The organism is uncultured Turicimonas sp. (genome assembly GCF_902477955.1).
Taxonomy (GTDB): domain Bacteria; phylum Pseudomonadota; class Gammaproteobacteria; order Burkholderiales; family Burkholderiaceae_F; genus Turicimonas.
Map to the genome: position 1 here is coordinate 1 of NZ_CABSJB010000049.1, position 16,317 is coordinate 16,317.

Here is a 16,317-nt window from a genome sequence, read left to right on the forward strand (position 1 = left end):
CAACAATAGGCTACGGCTGTTGTAGTGGTGGTAGGGAATCCTCTTCGTTCACGAAGAGGAGGATGTCAATGAAAAAGAAGTCCATCTGAAAAAGTTGTGCTTAGAGGTGAATTTAGAAAAGCTTAGCTTTTTAAGGTTAAGGACAAATCAGGTAAAATATGTAACCATTTGCAATCCAGGTTATGCCCGTCCTGCGGGTTCTCACTCAATTTGAGAAGCTGGATTTGTTAAGAGGAAGACGTATTTTTACCTTTAATCTCTTGACAGAGGTAATAGAATTGCTTGCTTGGAGAAGATGTCATTATTTCCTTCAGAAGATATTTATAAGGGAAAATCAAAGACATCCTTCTTATTGGAGGTTTAGAAATGGACAAGATGATTCCTGTTACTATCATTACAGGTTTTCTTGGAGCTGGTAAAACAACTCTGTTAAACCGCATTCTCAAAGAAGAACACGGTCAGAAAATCGCCGTTATTGAAAACGAGTTCGGTGAAGAAGCCATCGACAGCGATCTGCTCGTCACTAATGAAGACGAAGAAATTATCACCATGAGCAACGGGTGCATTTGCTGCACTATTCGAGGTGACCTCGCAGAAAATCTGATCAAACTCGCTGAAAGAAGAGAAAGAGGCGAAGCCAACTTTGACCGAGTCATCATTGAAACTACCGGCGTAGCCGATCCTGGTCCGGTTGCCCAAACCTTCTTTATGGATGAAGCTGTCAGCGAAAAATACATGGTTGACGGCATCATTACCGTCGTTGATGCAATCAACGGTACGAGAACACTCAATGAATCCGAAGAAGCGCAGTCCCAAGTTGGCTTTGCCGACAGACTGCTTCTCTCTAAAGTAGACATTGCCGACAAAGAAGTCGTCCAAGATTTGACTGACCGTCTGCACCATATCAACCCGAGAGCTCCGATTATCGAATGCAACATGGGCAACATTGATATCAACGAAGTACTCGATATCCATGGCTTTAATCTTGATGCGGCTCTCGAGCTCGACCCGGATTTCTTAAAAGAAGAAGCTCCGGAATGCTGCGAACACGATCACCACGATCATGAAGAAGGATGCTGCTGCGGCCATCACCATGATCATGATCATCACCACGATGACGATCATTGCACCTGCGGTCATCATCACGACGAACACGAAGAGGGCTGCTCCTGTCATGACCATCACGATCATCATGCACACAGCACGAAAGCTCGTTACGATGACGAAATTTCAGCCTTCATGTTCCACTCAGACAAACCGTTTGATCCGGCTCGTTTGGACAGCTATATGAGATCTCTGACAGGGGTCTATGGTCCTGACATGCTCAGATATAAAGGCGTCCTTTACATGACCGGCACAAACCGCAAGATGATTTTCCAAGGCGTACATATGCTTATGGCCGCCGACTTAGGAAAGCCGTGGGGAGACGAAAAGCCATCTTCCAAGATTGTCTTTATCGGACGCCGCTTGCCTAAGAAATCAATCATTCAGGGCTTAGAAACCTGCTTAGCAGAATAATTTATTAGTAAACATTAGTTATAGGGAAAATAACATGGCAACAAAACGTAGCGCCACAGCTAAAAAAACCGCTGCAGCTGAATCCAGCGTTAAAAAGACGTCTACACAAAAAGCCTTTGAAGACGCTGCCGAAATTGCTCCTTTAGTTCAAACACACAAGTCCAACGGCGGAAACGTCGTTGATGAAAAAGAAGCTCAGAAAGCAGCTGAATTCTTAATGGACTCTATGGCCAATAAGACTCAGGGCGGCATTATTGTTGACGGAATCGAAATCCCGACACTGGCTGAACTCTTAAGCATGCCGGAAGAAGACTACATGAACGAAAGACAGGTCGCCTTCTTCAAGCACCTTCTCAGAGAAAGAGAAGCTCAGCTGAAGGAAAATGCAGGTCAGACAACAGAAAACCTTCGTGAAAACACAATTATTCCGGATCCTTCCGATCGCGCCACTGTTGAAGAAGAACATGCTTTGGAACTCCGCACCCGTGATCGTGAAAGAAAGCTCCTGAAGAAAGTTCAAGAAGCTCTTAAGCGTTTGGACAAGGGTGAGTACGGCTGGTGCGAAGAAACCGGCGATCCAATCGGTATTCCTCGTCTTTTAGCTCGTCCGACTGCGACTCTCTCTTTGGAAGCTCAGCAAAGAAGAGAAATGCGTCAGAAGCTCTACGGGGATTAATCAGCGTTTAGCTGCTCGCTGAAGCCAGTCTCTCTATGCTTCAGCAGAAACTCACAGGAATGGCTTATTGCCGGCAGGCAATAAGCCGTTTTGCTTAAAAGTCGTGTAATAGGAACGTGCGGCGGAAATAACAAGAAAAAATTTCACTCTTTAAGCACAGACGCCTGCCTCAAATGCGGAGGAGCAAAAATAGCGGAACCATCTCACACATCAATGCGAGATAGTTCACAAGAATTCCAAACCAGACTGTGATTCGTCCGGCGTCTTATTAATCATCATCGTGGTGATGGTGTTTTTTGAAATGCTTCTTGAAGTGTTTCTCCATTTTCTTCTGGTGCTTCCACTCCTTCTCCATGTGCTTGTAGTAATGTTCATCGTGTCTTGGATGATAGCGAGGGCCGTACTCCTGCTCGTACCACGAGTTCTTCACAAAGAAAACAGGACGTTCACATGCACCGTATCGTCCGCAATACTGCCTCCAAGCCTTCCTCTGGAAATTAGGCACCCGAAGATAAATAGGTTCTGCTGCAACAACCACCGGTCCGACGGCAATTACCGGCTGAACATTCCATAACTGAGGGACCATGCCGGAAACCATAGGAATCGGTCCGAAATATCCGGGCGCTCCTACATTCACATTTAAGTCAAAGTGCACGCCGGCGGTCGCATTAAATGTAAGCAGCCAAGAAGCGCAGAACAAACTGAACCAGCCGCAAATCTTTCCTAGAACTTTCCTCATTTTGTCCTCTTGGAAAAGTTATCTTGAAACGAGAATATCAGAGAAAATGTTGCTAAGTAAGTATTTATACCTATATAGAGGCCAATTTATGCTCAAATTAAGTGACAGCTATCCTGTCTAAATCATTTAAGAAAAAGAAACAAAACCTTCATCTAGGCTAACGAAATGAGGACCTTCCTGTAGGAAGACGCCCTTTTGTTCGATAAATTCGTTTCAATACCAAACTTTGATCTAAAGTTAAGAAAAATATTTCATAACTGAGCAAGTTAGTATTCACAATTCCAAGAAGAAAATGTTCGTACAAAATTTTTTGGTTGCCTTCCCTTTGTTTGCTCTGATAGGGCTCGGATTTTTGTGTACTAAGCTAAACCTTCTTACGGATTCAGTCGGCACAGGCCTTTCTAAGTATGCGTTTGTTATTGCTCTGCCGATGCTCCTGTTTAATGTCATGAGCAATATCACTCACTTGCCTCCTCCGAACTGGTTTATTGCTATTGCTTTTTTTGGGTCTTGCTTCATCGTCTTTGTAATAGGAAGAGTCATCGGCGACAGGTTCTTAAAATTAAATGGAGAAGGACAAACCATCTTTGGGATGGCCGGAGTTTTCTCAAATAATGTCCAACTTGGAATTCCTATTGCCATTTCTCTTCTCGGCCAGGAGGCCCTTCCCTCGATTGCAGTTATTTTTTCTTTGAACGGTTTTCTGATGTGGACACTGGCCACAATTGCCATTGAAATCAGCAGAAATAAGAGCCCTTCTATTAAAAAAACGATTATTAAAGGAACTTGGTCTACTCTCAAAAATCCGATTGTGGTCGGTATTCTCGCCGGTACGTTGTGGGGTTTCACAGGACTTACACTGCCCACCCCCGTTCAGACCGCCGCAGACTTGCTGGGCAACTCAGCATCTACCGTCGCTTTATTTGCAGTGGGAATCGGGCTAGCTAAATACAAAATTTCCAGCAACTTGGGCTTTTCTCTTTGGATTACCTTATTAAAACTCGGCGTTCAGCCGCTGATTGTTTTGGTTCTCTGCCAAATAATTGGATTAGGGCCGTTGGAAACGAAAGCCACCTGTCTGATGGCGTGTTTACCTGTCGGCGTCAACGTCTACATCATGTCTCAAGAATTTAACGTTTTACAAGGGGCGACTGCAAACGCTTTGCTTATCACCACCACTCTGGCCTGTCTCACTGTGCCGCTGACTTTGGCGGTATTCGGCCTTATGTAAACTCAAAGAACTCTTCCGCTCCTCGGTTCAAGCCTCAGGCATCGGTGCGTAGTGATATTTGTCAGTGATGCTTAACTGTCTGTGGTACTCAACCGGCTCATCATTGACGGTGTAGGCAATTCTGCGAATTTCTATAACCGGAGTAGGAGACGGAAGTGAAAACATATAGCAAAGATTCGGCGGCAAAAGAGCTGCCTTAATCGTTTCTTCACATCGGCCTATAGAGACTCCTAGTTCGGTCTGGTAGAAAGAATATAGAAGCTTTTCTTTGTGATTGAGAAGGTTCTCCTGTGTCAGCTTCTCGAACTCTTTGCCTCTTGCCCAAATTTCATCAAAAGTCACTAATCCGGAAGAAGCCATCAGAGCACGGGCGGTATGAACCACCAAATCCTCGGATGTCTGCTTCAAAATCCTTTGGATTTCCAAAGGAGCGACAACGCGATCGAAGAATAGAAGTTTAGTTGCAGTCGGAACACTTTCATCTTTTTCCGGATCATCGGGAACCAGCTTGATGTAGCGCTTTTGAAAGTGCGCCTCATTTGTCCGCATCTCCGCCACAAAAGTTCCTTTGCCTTGACGGCGAATAAGGGCGCCTTTGTCAACCAAAAGATTTAGAGCCCGCCTCATCGTTCCTTGACTAACGTTAAAAGAATGAGCGAGCTCGATTTCATTGGGAAGCATCTCTCCGGGGGCCCATTTGCCATGACTGATCATTTCGGCAAGAGCCTTACTTACTTGCTCAAACAGAGTCAATCTTTGCGGAAAAACGAAATCGCTTTCAATCGAAGAGAAATTATCCATCTGAGGAGCTCCCGGAGAAATTTTGAGTTGTTATGTAGTGCAGTTTATTTTTTTTGCTTCCGGGTTTAATTTTACTAACTACTTAATTTATTAACCACCTGAGCTATACCCTTATAGATCTCAAAGGCATTAGGCAAACTTTGTTCGTCTTGGAGATCGAAATTCGGGCGGTGATGGCCTTGGTGGTTACAGCCGTAAAGAATAAATGCTGCTTTTCCGCCATTCTTAATTACTCTGCTCAAGAATAAGGCGCAGTCTTCAGATCCTGACGGGCAATGGATTCTTGGAACCATTTTAACGTTCGGGATCTTTGCCATCACTTCTTCAACGGTGTCGAAGAATTCCGGACATGGAGTCAGAGTGATAGATTCACCGGCTAGCTCAACCTTTGACTTCACCCGATAAGACTTATCTATGCCGGCGAAAATGTCATAGACACAATTCTTCATGAAGTCATTAACTTCTTTAGTCTCCCCTCTGACTTCCATCTGAATCTTGGCATGAGCCGGAACCACATTTCTGCCTTCACCGGCGTGCAGAGTTCCGACAGAAACCATCGTTGCTCCGTCCCCATGTCTCGGAATTCCTTGCAGCATCATGGATGCAGCGCAAGCAGCCATCAAGGCATTATTACCAAGCTGAGGACAGTTTCCGGCGTGTGCGGCTTTGCCTTCAATTGTTACATCAAACTTGGAAGAAGCCAAAAAGCCTCCGTCCATTACCGCCACTTCACCTAATCCGATGACGCCGCCGACATGGCCTCCCACAAAGTAGTCAACATCATCAACGATTCCGGCTTCTACCATAGCGCGTGCGCCGCGAACGCCTTCTTCAGCAGGTTGAAAAATCAATTTGAATTTACCGCAGAGCTGATCTTTGTTATCCCAAATCCAATGTGCTAAAGCCAGGCCGACAGCGCTATGTCCGTCATGCCCGCAGGCGTGCATGAAACCCGGTCTTTCGGATGCAAAACCTAATTTATTAGGAAGGTGCTCCGGATCCTTAGTCTCGCGAACCAACACACAGTCGATATCGCTTCTGAAAGCAGTCGTTGGACCCGGACGGCCGGTATCTATAACTGCTACTGCGCCGGTATACCCATCGCATTCATCAATAAAAGCTTGGGGAACACCATGATTTAACGCTCTGGCGATTCCGTCCTCAACAAGCTGAGGATCTCTGCCGAGGACTTCATTTTCGTTGATGTTAGCTTTTCCGACAGTAACCGGAATGCCCATTTTTCTGAGCTGATCGACAATGTAGTAAGTCGTCTCAAATTCGGTCCATCCTTCTTCAGGGCGTTTGTGCAGATGGCGGCGGTGAGCAACCATTTCATTGACGTACACAGAGTTCATGATTTTCTCCAAAGTTATTTAAGGTTAACTGATCTTTTTTTTTCAGGTACAGATAGAAGCAAGCAAAGGCGATTCCAATAACACCGGCGCTCATGCAGATCCAGTAAGCGAGATCGTTAGAACCGGACTCTTGAGCCCACTTAATGAGAGCCGGACCGGCAAAGCCGCCGACGCTATAGCCCATAAACATGAGGGAAAGGTTGACGCTGTTGTGCTTACTGCCAAATTCATCGGCGACCAGGCTCGGATAAGTGCCGATAAATGCTCCATAGCACAAGCCAATCAAAACGATTCCGATAAAGAAGAAACTTACTTTGGACGCATTGGCCTGAGACAGCAAAACGAAACCCGCCAATGCAATCACGAGCATCACGATTAAGGTTTGTACTCGACCGAATTTGTCAGAAACCGCACCGGAAACAAACCGTCCGATTGTATTGGCCACAGAAATTACGGAAACGGCGGTAGCTGCTGCTCCCAAACCCAAACCGATTTGATTCTGAGCAATCCCGGCTAGACTGGAAATGAGCATCAAACCCATGGTTGAGCCGGTAATAAACAAGGCAAACAGAGGAATAAATAAGGGTGACTTCAACATTCCGACCCAGTTAGTTTCAACGCCGATATGTTTGGAACCGGAAGACAGAGCGGTAAAGCTATCTGCAAAATGGTCAGGACACTTATCGGTGAAAGCTGCGCAGAGAGGAATCAATACTCCCGAGAAAATTCCGAAATAGATACAGGTAGATGAAATACCGGATACTTCAATTAATCCATTGATTGCAAACGGCAACAGTGCAGCGCCAATGCCCAAAGAAGCGGTCACCAGGCCACCCGCAAATCCTTTTTTGTCCGGGAAGAATTTGACTGCGCTGTTGATAGTGCAGCCGTTAACCATTCCTGTCCCGATGCCGACACACAGGCCGTAACCGAGATAAAGCATGGTCAATGAAGATGACAAACCGCAGAGGATATACCCAAGGCCTATCATCACGCCTCCTGCAATTACCACCAGCTTAGGTCCGAGACGATCGTTAATAAAGCCGCCGGCCAGCATTAGAAAAGGTGTTACACCGGCAGCCAAGCCAAATACTTGTCCAAGATCCGATGCTGTTAAAGAACTTCCGTTGAGCTCATTGAGGCGAACCGCTAAAGGACCGGCAAAAACGCTCCAGATATAGAGAGCGCCGGTACAGAAATTAATGGCACAAAACAGGAAGAGAAATAACCAACGTTTTTTCTTTAAATCGTTCCAATTGTTCATAGAGATTCCTTATCTGTTCTGAGGCACAGTCTAGAGAAATCTCCGAAGTTAACAATAGAATATTTACTTAAATATCAATTAGTTATTTAATATCAGATATCGGATATCCGACATAAGTTGTAAAACAAAAAACGTACCGATTTTCCGAATGTGCCTGCAAGCGAGCCGTTCCTAGACTTGTAAATATCTTCACAACCAATCCCATCAACTACGATTCAGAGGTTTTCATGTCACTCAACATTGGCTTTGCTCTTCTGACGGTTCTCGTTACGATTTATGCATTAATAAAGCGCTATGAAACCCGCTTTGTTCTACTGGCCGCCGGTTTTGCCATGGCGCTCTTCTCTCTTAAGCCCATGATTGCATTCCAGCAGTTTGATGCATCGATGACGAAATCATCTTTAATCATTGCGATCTGCTCCGCAATGGGTTTTGCCGCCACTATCTCTTTAACTAAGTGCGATGTTCATTTGGTCGCTCTGCTGACCAGACCGCTCCGCAAGCTTGGCGTATTTCTTCTTCCGGCCTGCATGGTCGTGACCAGTTTCTGCGCCATTGCAATTCCTTCCACAGCAGGCCTTTGCGCAGCCGTCGGGCCGTCTTTGATTCCAATCTTGATTCGTGCCGGTTTTAAACCTGCTATCGCAGCCGCCGCTATTGTTTGTTCCACTACCCCGGCTCTTTTCAACCCTGGCGTAGCGCACAACGTCTTTGTCGCAAAACTTGCCGATATGGAGGTTATGGCATTCATCACCAAGTTCTTTATGCCTTTAGCAGGCTTCTCCATTGCCATTATTGTCGGCTTAACTATCATTTGTTTCCTCTATCGCGATTACAAAAAGCCGATAAATACAGATACTGAAGTTGCCCAAGAAAAAGAAGTCAGCAACCTGCCGGCTAAAGTTAATCTCTTCTATGCCATTGCTCCGCTGATCCCGGTCGCTATTCTTCTCTATGTCTCTTTGTACACCACAATGAAGATGAGCGTTGCAACAGCTATGTTGATTGGTACAGCTTATGCCTTGGTCATCACTCGCTCGAATCCTGCCGAAGTCACTAAGAAATTCTTTGACGGCATGGGCAAAGGCTACGGAAACATTCTCGGCATCATCATTGCGGCAGGTGTCTTCGCAGCCGGTTTAAAGGCAGCAGGTGTCGTAGACATGCTCGTCGAAGCTTTAACCTCTGCCAACCATCTTGCCAGGATAGGCGGTGCCTTCGGTCCTTACCTCATGGGTGTCTTGACTGGTTCCGGCGATGCGGCAGCCTTTGCCTTCAACGAAGCTGTTACTCCAAACGCTGCTAAATTCGGTCTGCAAATTGCTGACTTAGGCTGGCTGGCCGTCATCTGCGGTTCATTCGGACGACTTTCTTCTCCACTTGCCGGCGGCGTCATCCTAGTTGCAGGTATGGCAGGCGTTAACCCAATGGAAATCGTTAAACGCAGTGCCCCTGTCATGCTCTGTGTCTTATTCGCCGCCTATTTCCTTCTCTAATTATTGAAACCAACCACTATCAGGAACTAATCATGAACTTACATCATTACGCTGCTTCTGCCGGCTTTGCCCTACTTGCTATCTCTACAGCCATGGCATCTTCCGTGACCATTTACGGCAGAATAGACACAGGCGTCGTATACAACAACTACGGCGGCGACACGCATAAACCTTCTACCGTCTCTATGGAGTCCGGATTAAATACCGCTTCTCGTATCGGCATCAGAGGAGTAGAAGAAATCAATTCAGACTTATCTGTTCAATTTCGTCTCGAAAACCGTTTTGCTTCTGATACCGGTGCTTTGAAAGGGGGCTCCAAAGGAGACAAGATTTTTGAAGGATGCTCCTACCTTGGATTGACCAGCAAATCCTTGGGAGAAATCTCAATGGGCCGTATCTCAGGAATCGTTTCCGGCTCCGGCGCTTATGACTTGCAATTCTTCATGGATTCCTTTGGAGGCGGCACCTACGGCACAGGCCTCGCTCCGGTTAAGTCCTCCCGCATCGATAACATGATTACCTATCGTTCTCCCACAATTGCCGGTTTCCAAACTACTCTCCAGTACTCCATGAAAACTGACGGCAATGAGGAAGGCAACGAGAATACTTCCGCTGTTAACCGTTTCTATGCCGGCGGTATCCGCTATAACCTCAATAAGTTAAATATAGTTGCCGCCTATGAAGAAACAGATTGGGGCAAAAATACCGCTGCTACTGCCAAGGCTTCCACTAGCAAAAAAGTTGCAACCTTGGGCGGAAGCTACCGCTTTGACCCTGTCACCGTCTACCTGCAGGGGCAATACTTCAACGGCGTCAATAAACTGGACGGCTTCTCAACAGCCAAAAACATTAAAGGTTTTGGTATCTACGGAGGTACACAATTCTGGTTCGGGCTTTCTTCCTGGCAATCCATGGTCTACTTCCGCAATTACAAGGTTGATACCGTTAACGGCATTAACCACCATCAAGCTTCTTTGATTGGCATAGCGACTAAATACTTGTATCGTCCGTCCAAGAGCATTGATATGTATATCGGTGCCGGATTCTCCCGCTGGGACGGCCAAAACAGCACAACCAAGAAGTTTACAAAAGACCACACCATTAACGTATTCACCGGTATTACCAAGTACTTCTAGAGTACTTTGAATCCAGGCAGCTGTTCCTCAGCTGCCTCCCAGCTCCAAGCGATATTTCCATTTCTCCTGATTGAAGGTTGACCTGACTTTTGAGAGCCAAAGTCAGGTCTTTTTTTGCAAACAAAGAGGATCGGGAACTCTGGTCTTAGGGGAAAATGAAAGTTTTGCTAATCACAGAATTAAAATTAATTAAATTAATAAAATAGCTTTCCAGGCCATACTTACAGATAACAAATTTGGTAAATGAGGAAGTTCAATATGGAGATCACAGAGCTCAGAACCCCGTGTCTGATTTTGGATGAAAAGAAATTCAAAGCCCATTGCGACTGGATGAAAGATAAATGTAAACGTCTAGGCGTTAATCTTCGTCCTCACCTGAAAACGGGAAAAAGCAAAGAAGTAGCCCTTTGCCAGATGATTAGTCCGGAAGGCCCCGCAACCGTTTCTACCTTGTTGGAAGCAGAAAACTTCTTCAATTGGGGCGTCAAAGATCTGATTTATGCTGTCGGCATCGCGCCGAGTAAATTCAGCCGTGTTGCTGACCTAATCAAAAAAGGCTGCAAGCTCAAAGTCATTCTAGACAACGTCGAAACAGCCCATGCCTTGAGTGGCTTCTGCAAAGAAAATCATATTGAAATCCCGGTACTGATTGAAATTGATTGCGACGGTCATCGTTCAGGTGTTAAACCGGCCTCTCCGGAACTCATTGACATTGCCCGCGCTTTAACAAGCGGAGCAAAACTAGTCGGCGTCCTCACGCATGCCGGAGACTCCTACGGATGTGTCGGAAGCGAAGCCTGCAGGAAAGCCGCTGAGAACGAACGCGACTCTATTGTTTTAGCCGCAAACCGTCTGAAAGAAGCCGGCTTCAATATTGAAATTATCAGTGTCGGTTCTACTCCCACGGCTACTTTTGCTGAGAATTGGGATGGCTGCACTGAGGTTCGATGCGGTGTTTACTGTCTCGGTGATTTAGTCATGGCAGGGGTCGGCGTCTATAAACTTGAAGATTTAGCTTTATCACTGCTTGTCGAAGTTATAGGGCACCAAAAAGAAAAAGGCTGGGTCATTACTGACGGCGGATGGATGGCTCTCTCCAGAGACCGAGGAACTGCCTCCCAGGCTGTCGACTATGGATTCGGTGCAGTTTGCGATGTAAATGGCAAGATTCTTGGCAATCTCTATGTCAAACTTGCAAATCAAGAGCATGGAGTTATCGTTAACAGAACCGGTGAGGCACTCTCTCCCGAGGATTTTCCGGTAGGCACTAAACTACGGATATTGCCCAATCATGCCTGTGCCATGGCAGCGCAGCACCATAGCTACTATGTAGTCAACGATGAAAAAGTTATTGCGGAATGGCCTAGATTCTGCGGCTGGTAATTAGTGAGGTGAACGGTGGACAGGATCTCCGATCTCGAATTTTTTCAAGCACTTTGCCGTTTTGATTCTTTCAAAAGCGCAGCACAATTTTTGGGAATTACGCCTCCGGCCGTCAGCCAGCGCCTGGCAGCTTTAGAGCAAAGGCTCGGAGTCAGTCTGATCCGCCGATCTACCCGCAGCTTGCGGATTACTGAAGAAGGAAAATATTACCTCGAGAAAGGCTCGGCGCTTCTTGACGATCTTTCTAAAATCGAGCAAAGCATCTCTTCTTTAAGCGATTCTCTTCAAGGCACCATCCGCATTAACGGACCTTTCGGCTATGGAAGAAAGGTCCTTGCCGCCCAGCTCGTCGAATTCAAGAAACTGTACCCGCATATCAAACTTGACCTCATTCTTTCCGATACGCATTTGGATATCATCAAAGGCGGTTTCGATGTCGCTATTCGTGTCGGAGCCCTTAAAGACAGCCGATTAATCGCGCGTCTTATCAAGCGAAATAAACAGCACTTATGCTGTTCTCCGGAATACCTTCAAAAACATCCCATTACTCGTTTTTTAGACTTGTCTGAGGTCGACGGAATCATCATTCTGGAAGATGACTTAACCAGCGGAACTTGGAGACTTAGTAACGGCTCTCGCCAGGAGTTAGTTAAGCCTAAAACCTCGATGCAAACAAATAACGGAGAAGTGGCACTTAACTGGGCCTTGAACGGTCTTGGAGTGGTGCTTCCTTCCGACTGGGATATCGAACCTTATCTAAAGACCGGACAACTAGTCAAAGTTCTTCCTCAATGGTCGGTTACCGCAGACGTTTATGCCGTTTATGCCTCCGATCAGAGCAAAGCTAATAGAACTCAACTTGTCATTAATTTCTTAAAAAAACAAGAAAAAGAGAACAATTGTTAAAAAGACCCCATCCATCCGCAGGCTTTCGAACTGCGTATGGATAGAGGCCTTTCCTCAAAACCCCGCTTCTTTTAAACGGAAGCGAGTTTTTTAGCTTCAAAGAATCGGAATTAATTCAAAGCTACGGCTTTGTAATCACCTGCTTCGGCAAGAGCTTTATTAACCTTCTCTAAGCTAACGGGCTCTTTAACGGTCAAAACAGCCAGTGCCGGTGACAAAGTGACTTCAACACTTTCTGCAAGCGGCTCAAGAGCTTTCTTGACTCTTGCAACGCAGTGCATGCAATTTACACCTGACAACTCGAAACTTTGTTTCATTGGTAATGTCCTCAAATGAATACCTGTATGAGTTTATTCTAACGTTCCTGAATGGTAGTATTCACGGTTATTAATTTCGTGTTCCCATTTTGCTTGAAGACTATGAGTAACCTTAGCAATGCATATGTTCCGCCCCAGCTGAAGGCGGAAATCTTATCGGACGCCTTGCCATACATCCAGAAGTTTCATGGCAAAACGATCGTGGTTAAATACGGCGGCAATGCCATGACCGATGAAAAACTTCAACGCGCTTTCGCACGCGATGTCGTTCTTCTGAAGCTGGTAGGCATGAACCCCGTTATCGTGCATGGGGGCGGCCCGCAGATTGGGAAGGCCTTGAAAAAAGTCGGCAAAGAAAGCGAGTTTATTCAAGGAATGCGGGTAACTGATGCCGAAACCATGGAAGTTGTTGAGTGGGTACTCTGCGGCCAGGTTCAGGGAGACTTGGTCACATTGATTAATAGCTTCGGCGGTCAAGCCGTTGGCCTAAACGGCAAAGACGGCTGCTTAATTAAAGCCAAGCGCCTGAAGCTTCGTGACTATCAGAATCCTGACAAATTTTATGATGTCGGACAAGTTGGTGAAATTGAATCCATCAATCCGGCTGTCGTAAAAGCTCTTCAGGACGATGCGTTCATTCCGGTCATCTCTCCGGTAGGTTTAGGGGAAGATGAGCTTGCCTACAACATCAATGCTGACGTTGTCGCAGGCAAGATGGCTGAAGTTTTGAAAGCTGAAAAGCTCGTGATGCTTACTAATACACCGGGCGTTTTAGACAAAGAAGGAAATTTGATTACCGGATTAACCTCCAAGGAAATCGATGCCTTATTTGAAGACGGTACCATTTCCGGGGGTATGTATCCGAAGATCTCTTCTGCTTTGGAAGCTGCAAAAAACGGAGTAAAAGCCGTACATATCATTGACGGCCGCGTCGACCACTGTCTGCTGTTGGAAATCCTGACTCCTGAAGGCGTGGGAACGATGATTAAATCGGAATAAGAATGGAAGAAGAAATCCAAAAACCAAAAACAAGAAAAGCGAAACCGGGGGAAAGAAAACTGGATATTTTGAAGGCCCTTGTGGACCTTCTCCAGAGTTCTAAACAAAAACACATTACGACGAAGGTTCTGGCCGCTCACCTCGGCCTGTCCGAGGCTGCTCTGTACCGGCATTTTGCCAGCAAAGCTCAGATGTATGATGCCCTGATCGCCTATGTTGAAAGCGCCGTCTTTACAGCGGTTAATCAGATTCATCAGTCCAATCCTTCGGGAATGCACCAGGCGCGCTTGATTGCCACAACTTTGATTAGCTTGACCCGCACCAATCCCGGTATGGTAATTCTGATGTGCGGCGATTTTCTAACTCAAGAGGATGAAAGACTTCAGCAAAGACTCAATCTCCTTTTCAGCAAGCTGCGTACACAGCTCAAACAGTCTTTGAGTCTTGCCGTTGCACAGATGGAAATCTTTTCCGACTACGATGTCCAGGCCAGAAGCGAACTGCTGTTCTCCCTTATTCTCGGACAATGGGTTTCTTTCTCTAAAGGCATCCAAAGGACAAACACCGAACCGGATTCAGTAGACAAGCTTATCTGTACGGCTTTAGGCATCCGTTCTTAGATTCGTCTCCGTTTTCAAGACAGCAACACCTCCTTGTTTTTACGCAAGGAGGTGTTTTCTTAAGAATCAATGCCGCTATTTCTTCGGTTGGTTGATAGGCTCAATCCGCTCTTTAATGCGCGGATTTTTAGCAGGTTTCGCACCATTCGGCTTTTCTTTCAGATACTTGACTGCCTGCTGAAGTTGGTAATCGTCCGGTTCCCCATACTTATAGAACTTGGGAGCTGGTTTCTTTTCTTCTCCCTTCTCGTCGACAACCTTCTCCTTAATCTGTCCCGCCGGCTTCTGCTTGCTTGCGTCCACGGGAACAGGCTTCGGAGCTGAAGCATCCTCAACCTCCAAGTGGTTAGCTAGGTCAGCTTCGCGGATATCGAAGTCTAAGAAATTTCCTTCCGCCGTATCTTTTACCTCAACGTCAGGAACAATTCCTTTAGCCTGAATACTGCGCCCCGTAGGCGTGAAGTATCTTGCCGTTGTCAGTTTGATGGCCATGTTCTTCGCATCGCCTCTCAATGGGATGACAGTCTGAACTGACCCTTTTCCGAAAGTCTTGGTTCCTAAGATGGCAGCGCGCTTATGATCCTGCAGGGCACCGGCTACGATTTCACTAGCGCTGGCAGAGGCCCCGTTTACGAGAACCACCAACGGTATGTTCTTAATTACCGGCGGCAGACGCTCTATAAGATCATCGTCTTTAGTTGTCCTATAGTCGGCAGGGACGGTCAAATAATCTTTTTTAGCCTCTTCAACCTGACCCTTAGTGGAAACAACTTTGACTCCCTTCGGGAGAAAAACCGCAGAAACTCCGACAGCAGCATTGAGCAAACCGCCTGGGTCGTTACGCAAATCTAAGACTAAGCCGTTCTTCAAGTTGTCTGTCTTAGCCAGCTCATTGATGGCTTTAGCCAATTCCGAATTAGTTCTTTCTTGGAACTGAGAAATACGCACATAGCCCATGTTGTCAGGCAGAGGCTTAAATTTAACGGACTTAACCTTAATGATGGCACGCGTCAGCTTGATGTTCAGAGGAGCTTTCTCTCCTTTTCTGAGAATAGAAAGATCGATCTGTGTGTTCGGCTTACCGCGCATCATCTTAACGGCGTCATTCAAGGGAACGTCACGGATAAGCTTGCCGTCAATTTTGTAAATAATGTCGCCCGCACGGACATTGGCATTCGCTGCCGGGGTATCGTCAATCGGAGAAACCACTTTCACGCCCGACGGATCAGAGGTAACCTCGATACCGAGTCCTCCGAATTCTCCCATCGTTCCTTCCTGAAGCTCTTTAAAAGATTCTTCATCAAGGAAAGCGGAGTGCGGATCGAGCCCATGAAGCATTCCGGAAATAGCTTCCTTCATCAGTTTTTTATCTGAGACGGGCTCAACGTAGAATTGTTTTACAGCACCATAGATATCGGTGAACTGTCTGATTTCACTTAAGGGAAGGGTCGTTTTTTTATTAGCGACCGGTTCGGCCGTAACGGCGCCGATCACTGCACCTGCAATCATCCCTACGCTGACCAAGATGATGCCGCGAATTCCACTTTTCATAATATTTTGTTTTAGTTAGCTTTTAGAAAATTATTCAAGATTATCAAAGTTTTAGCCACTTATTCGGATTAATTGGTTTCCCATTGTGACGCAACTCGAAGTATAAAACCGAGAGATCGCTTTCTTTTGAACCAACATGAGAAATAATTTCTCCGGCCTCTACCAAATCACCTATATCTTTTTCCATCGAAGAGTTGTTGCCGTAAACCGTAAAATAGCCCCGGCCATGGTCAATAACCAATAAGTTTCCATAACCTTTTAGATAATCGGCAAAGACCACTTTTCCGGCACGGACTGCTTTAACCGGTTGCTCTTCATTGACGCT

Annotated in this window: 16 protein-coding genes; 9 read left to right on the forward strand and 7 right to left on the reverse strand. The window is 46.1% G+C overall.

Features of this window, described 5'->3' with window-relative positions:
* Window positions 1–366 precede the first annotated feature (366 nt).
* Both RDK53_RS11050 and dksA read left to right on the forward strand, forming a co-directional pair.
* Entirely contained in the window at window positions 367–1,518 is a 1,152-nt protein-coding gene (locus tag RDK53_RS11050) for a GTP-binding protein (protein ID WP_308514863.1), read from the forward strand.
* Window positions 1,519–1,744: 226 nt separating this feature from the next.
* Complete coding sequence (gene dksA / locus RDK53_RS11055; protein ID WP_066595946.1) at window positions 1,745–2,194, forward strand: RNA polymerase-binding protein DksA; 450 nt, start codon at window positions 1,745–1,747, stop codon at window positions 2,192–2,194.
* Between the two features lie 268 nt (window positions 2,195–2,462).
* On the opposite strand, the gene RDK53_RS11060 is transcribed toward dksA, so the two are convergent.
* Window positions 2,463–2,933, reverse strand: a complete 471-nt coding sequence (locus tag RDK53_RS11060; protein WP_308514865.1) for a hypothetical protein — start codon at window positions 2,931–2,933, stop codon at window positions 2,463–2,465.
* Window positions 2,934–3,225: 292 nt separating this feature from the next.
* Between RDK53_RS11060 and RDK53_RS11065 the strand changes: the two genes are divergently transcribed.
* Complete coding sequence (locus tag RDK53_RS11065) at window positions 3,226–4,164, forward strand: AEC family transporter (RefSeq protein WP_308514868.1); 939 nt, start codon at window positions 3,226–3,228, stop codon at window positions 4,162–4,164.
* Between the two features lie 27 nt (window positions 4,165–4,191).
* Here the strand turns inward: RDK53_RS11065 and RDK53_RS11070 are convergent, their stop codons facing one another.
* The 3 genes from RDK53_RS11070 to RDK53_RS11080 form a co-directional block, all read right to left on the reverse strand.
* Entirely contained in the window at window positions 4,192–4,965 is a 774-nt protein-coding gene (locus RDK53_RS11070) for a GntR family transcriptional regulator (RefSeq protein WP_308514871.1), read from the reverse strand.
* A 74-nt stretch (window positions 4,966–5,039) separates the two neighbouring features.
* Window positions 5,040–6,320 (reverse strand): amidohydrolase, encoded by a 1,281-nt coding sequence (locus RDK53_RS11075; RefSeq protein ID WP_308514872.1) that lies wholly within the window; start codon window positions 6,318–6,320, stop codon window positions 5,040–5,042.
* Window positions 6,298–7,584: an OFA family MFS transporter gene (locus RDK53_RS11080; RefSeq protein WP_308514874.1), complete on the reverse strand. Its 1,287-nt coding sequence runs from the start codon at window positions 7,582–7,584 to the stop codon at window positions 6,298–6,300. Before RDK53_RS11080 ends, RDK53_RS11075 begins: the two co-directional genes overlap by 23 nt.
* 227 nt (window positions 7,585–7,811) lie before the next feature.
* Here RDK53_RS11080 and dcuC point away from each other — a divergent pair, with 227 nt between their 5' ends.
* The 4 genes from dcuC (at window position 7,812) to RDK53_RS11100 (ending at window position 12,505) form a co-directional block, all read left to right on the forward strand.
* Entirely contained in the window at window positions 7,812–9,080 is a 1,269-nt protein-coding gene (gene dcuC / locus RDK53_RS11085) for a C4-dicarboxylate transporter DcuC (RefSeq protein WP_308514876.1), read from the forward strand.
* 32 nt (window positions 9,081–9,112) lie between these two features.
* Window positions 9,113–10,216 (forward strand): porin, encoded by a 1,104-nt coding sequence (locus RDK53_RS11090; RefSeq protein ID WP_308514878.1) that lies wholly within the window; start codon window positions 9,113–9,115, stop codon window positions 10,214–10,216.
* A 258-nt stretch (window positions 10,217–10,474) separates the two neighbouring features.
* Entirely contained in the window at window positions 10,475–11,599 is a 1,125-nt protein-coding gene (locus tag RDK53_RS11095; RefSeq protein WP_308514880.1) for an alanine racemase, read from the forward strand.
* 15 nt (window positions 11,600–11,614) lie between these two features.
* The gene (locus RDK53_RS11100) at window positions 11,615–12,505 is read left to right on the forward strand and encodes a LysR family transcriptional regulator (protein ID WP_308514882.1); all 891 of its coding nucleotides are present in this window, start codon (window positions 11,615–11,617) and stop codon (window positions 12,503–12,505) included.
* Between the two features lie 110 nt (window positions 12,506–12,615).
* Here the strand turns inward: RDK53_RS11100 and RDK53_RS11105 are convergent, their stop codons facing one another.
* Window positions 12,616–12,822: a heavy-metal-associated domain-containing protein gene (locus RDK53_RS11105; RefSeq protein ID WP_308514884.1), complete on the reverse strand. Its 207-nt coding sequence runs from the start codon at window positions 12,820–12,822 to the stop codon at window positions 12,616–12,618.
* A gap of 102 nt (window positions 12,823–12,924) precedes the next feature.
* On the opposite strand from RDK53_RS11105, the gene argB reads away from it, so the two are divergent.
* Together argB and slmA are read left to right on the forward strand one after the other, a co-directional pair.
* Window positions 12,925–13,821: an acetylglutamate kinase gene (argB, locus tag RDK53_RS11110; protein WP_308514886.1), complete on the forward strand. Its 897-nt coding sequence runs from the start codon at window positions 12,925–12,927 to the stop codon at window positions 13,819–13,821.
* A 2-nt stretch (window positions 13,822–13,823) separates the two neighbouring features.
* On the forward strand, window positions 13,824–14,441 hold the full coding sequence (gene slmA / locus RDK53_RS11115) for a nucleoid occlusion factor SlmA (RefSeq protein ID WP_308514888.1): 618 nt from the start codon (window positions 13,824–13,826) through the stop codon (window positions 14,439–14,441).
* A gap of 75 nt (window positions 14,442–14,516) precedes the next feature.
* Here slmA and RDK53_RS11120 read toward each other — a convergent pair whose 3' ends face one another.
* Window positions 14,517–15,992 (reverse strand): S41 family peptidase, encoded by a 1,476-nt coding sequence (locus tag RDK53_RS11120; RefSeq protein WP_308514889.1) that lies wholly within the window; start codon window positions 15,990–15,992, stop codon window positions 14,517–14,519.
* 43 nt (window positions 15,993–16,035) lie between these two features.
* Window positions 16,036–16,317, reverse strand: a 282-nt coding sequence (locus RDK53_RS11125) for a peptidoglycan DD-metalloendopeptidase family protein (RefSeq protein ID WP_308514891.1), incomplete at its 5' end; no start/stop codon positions are given.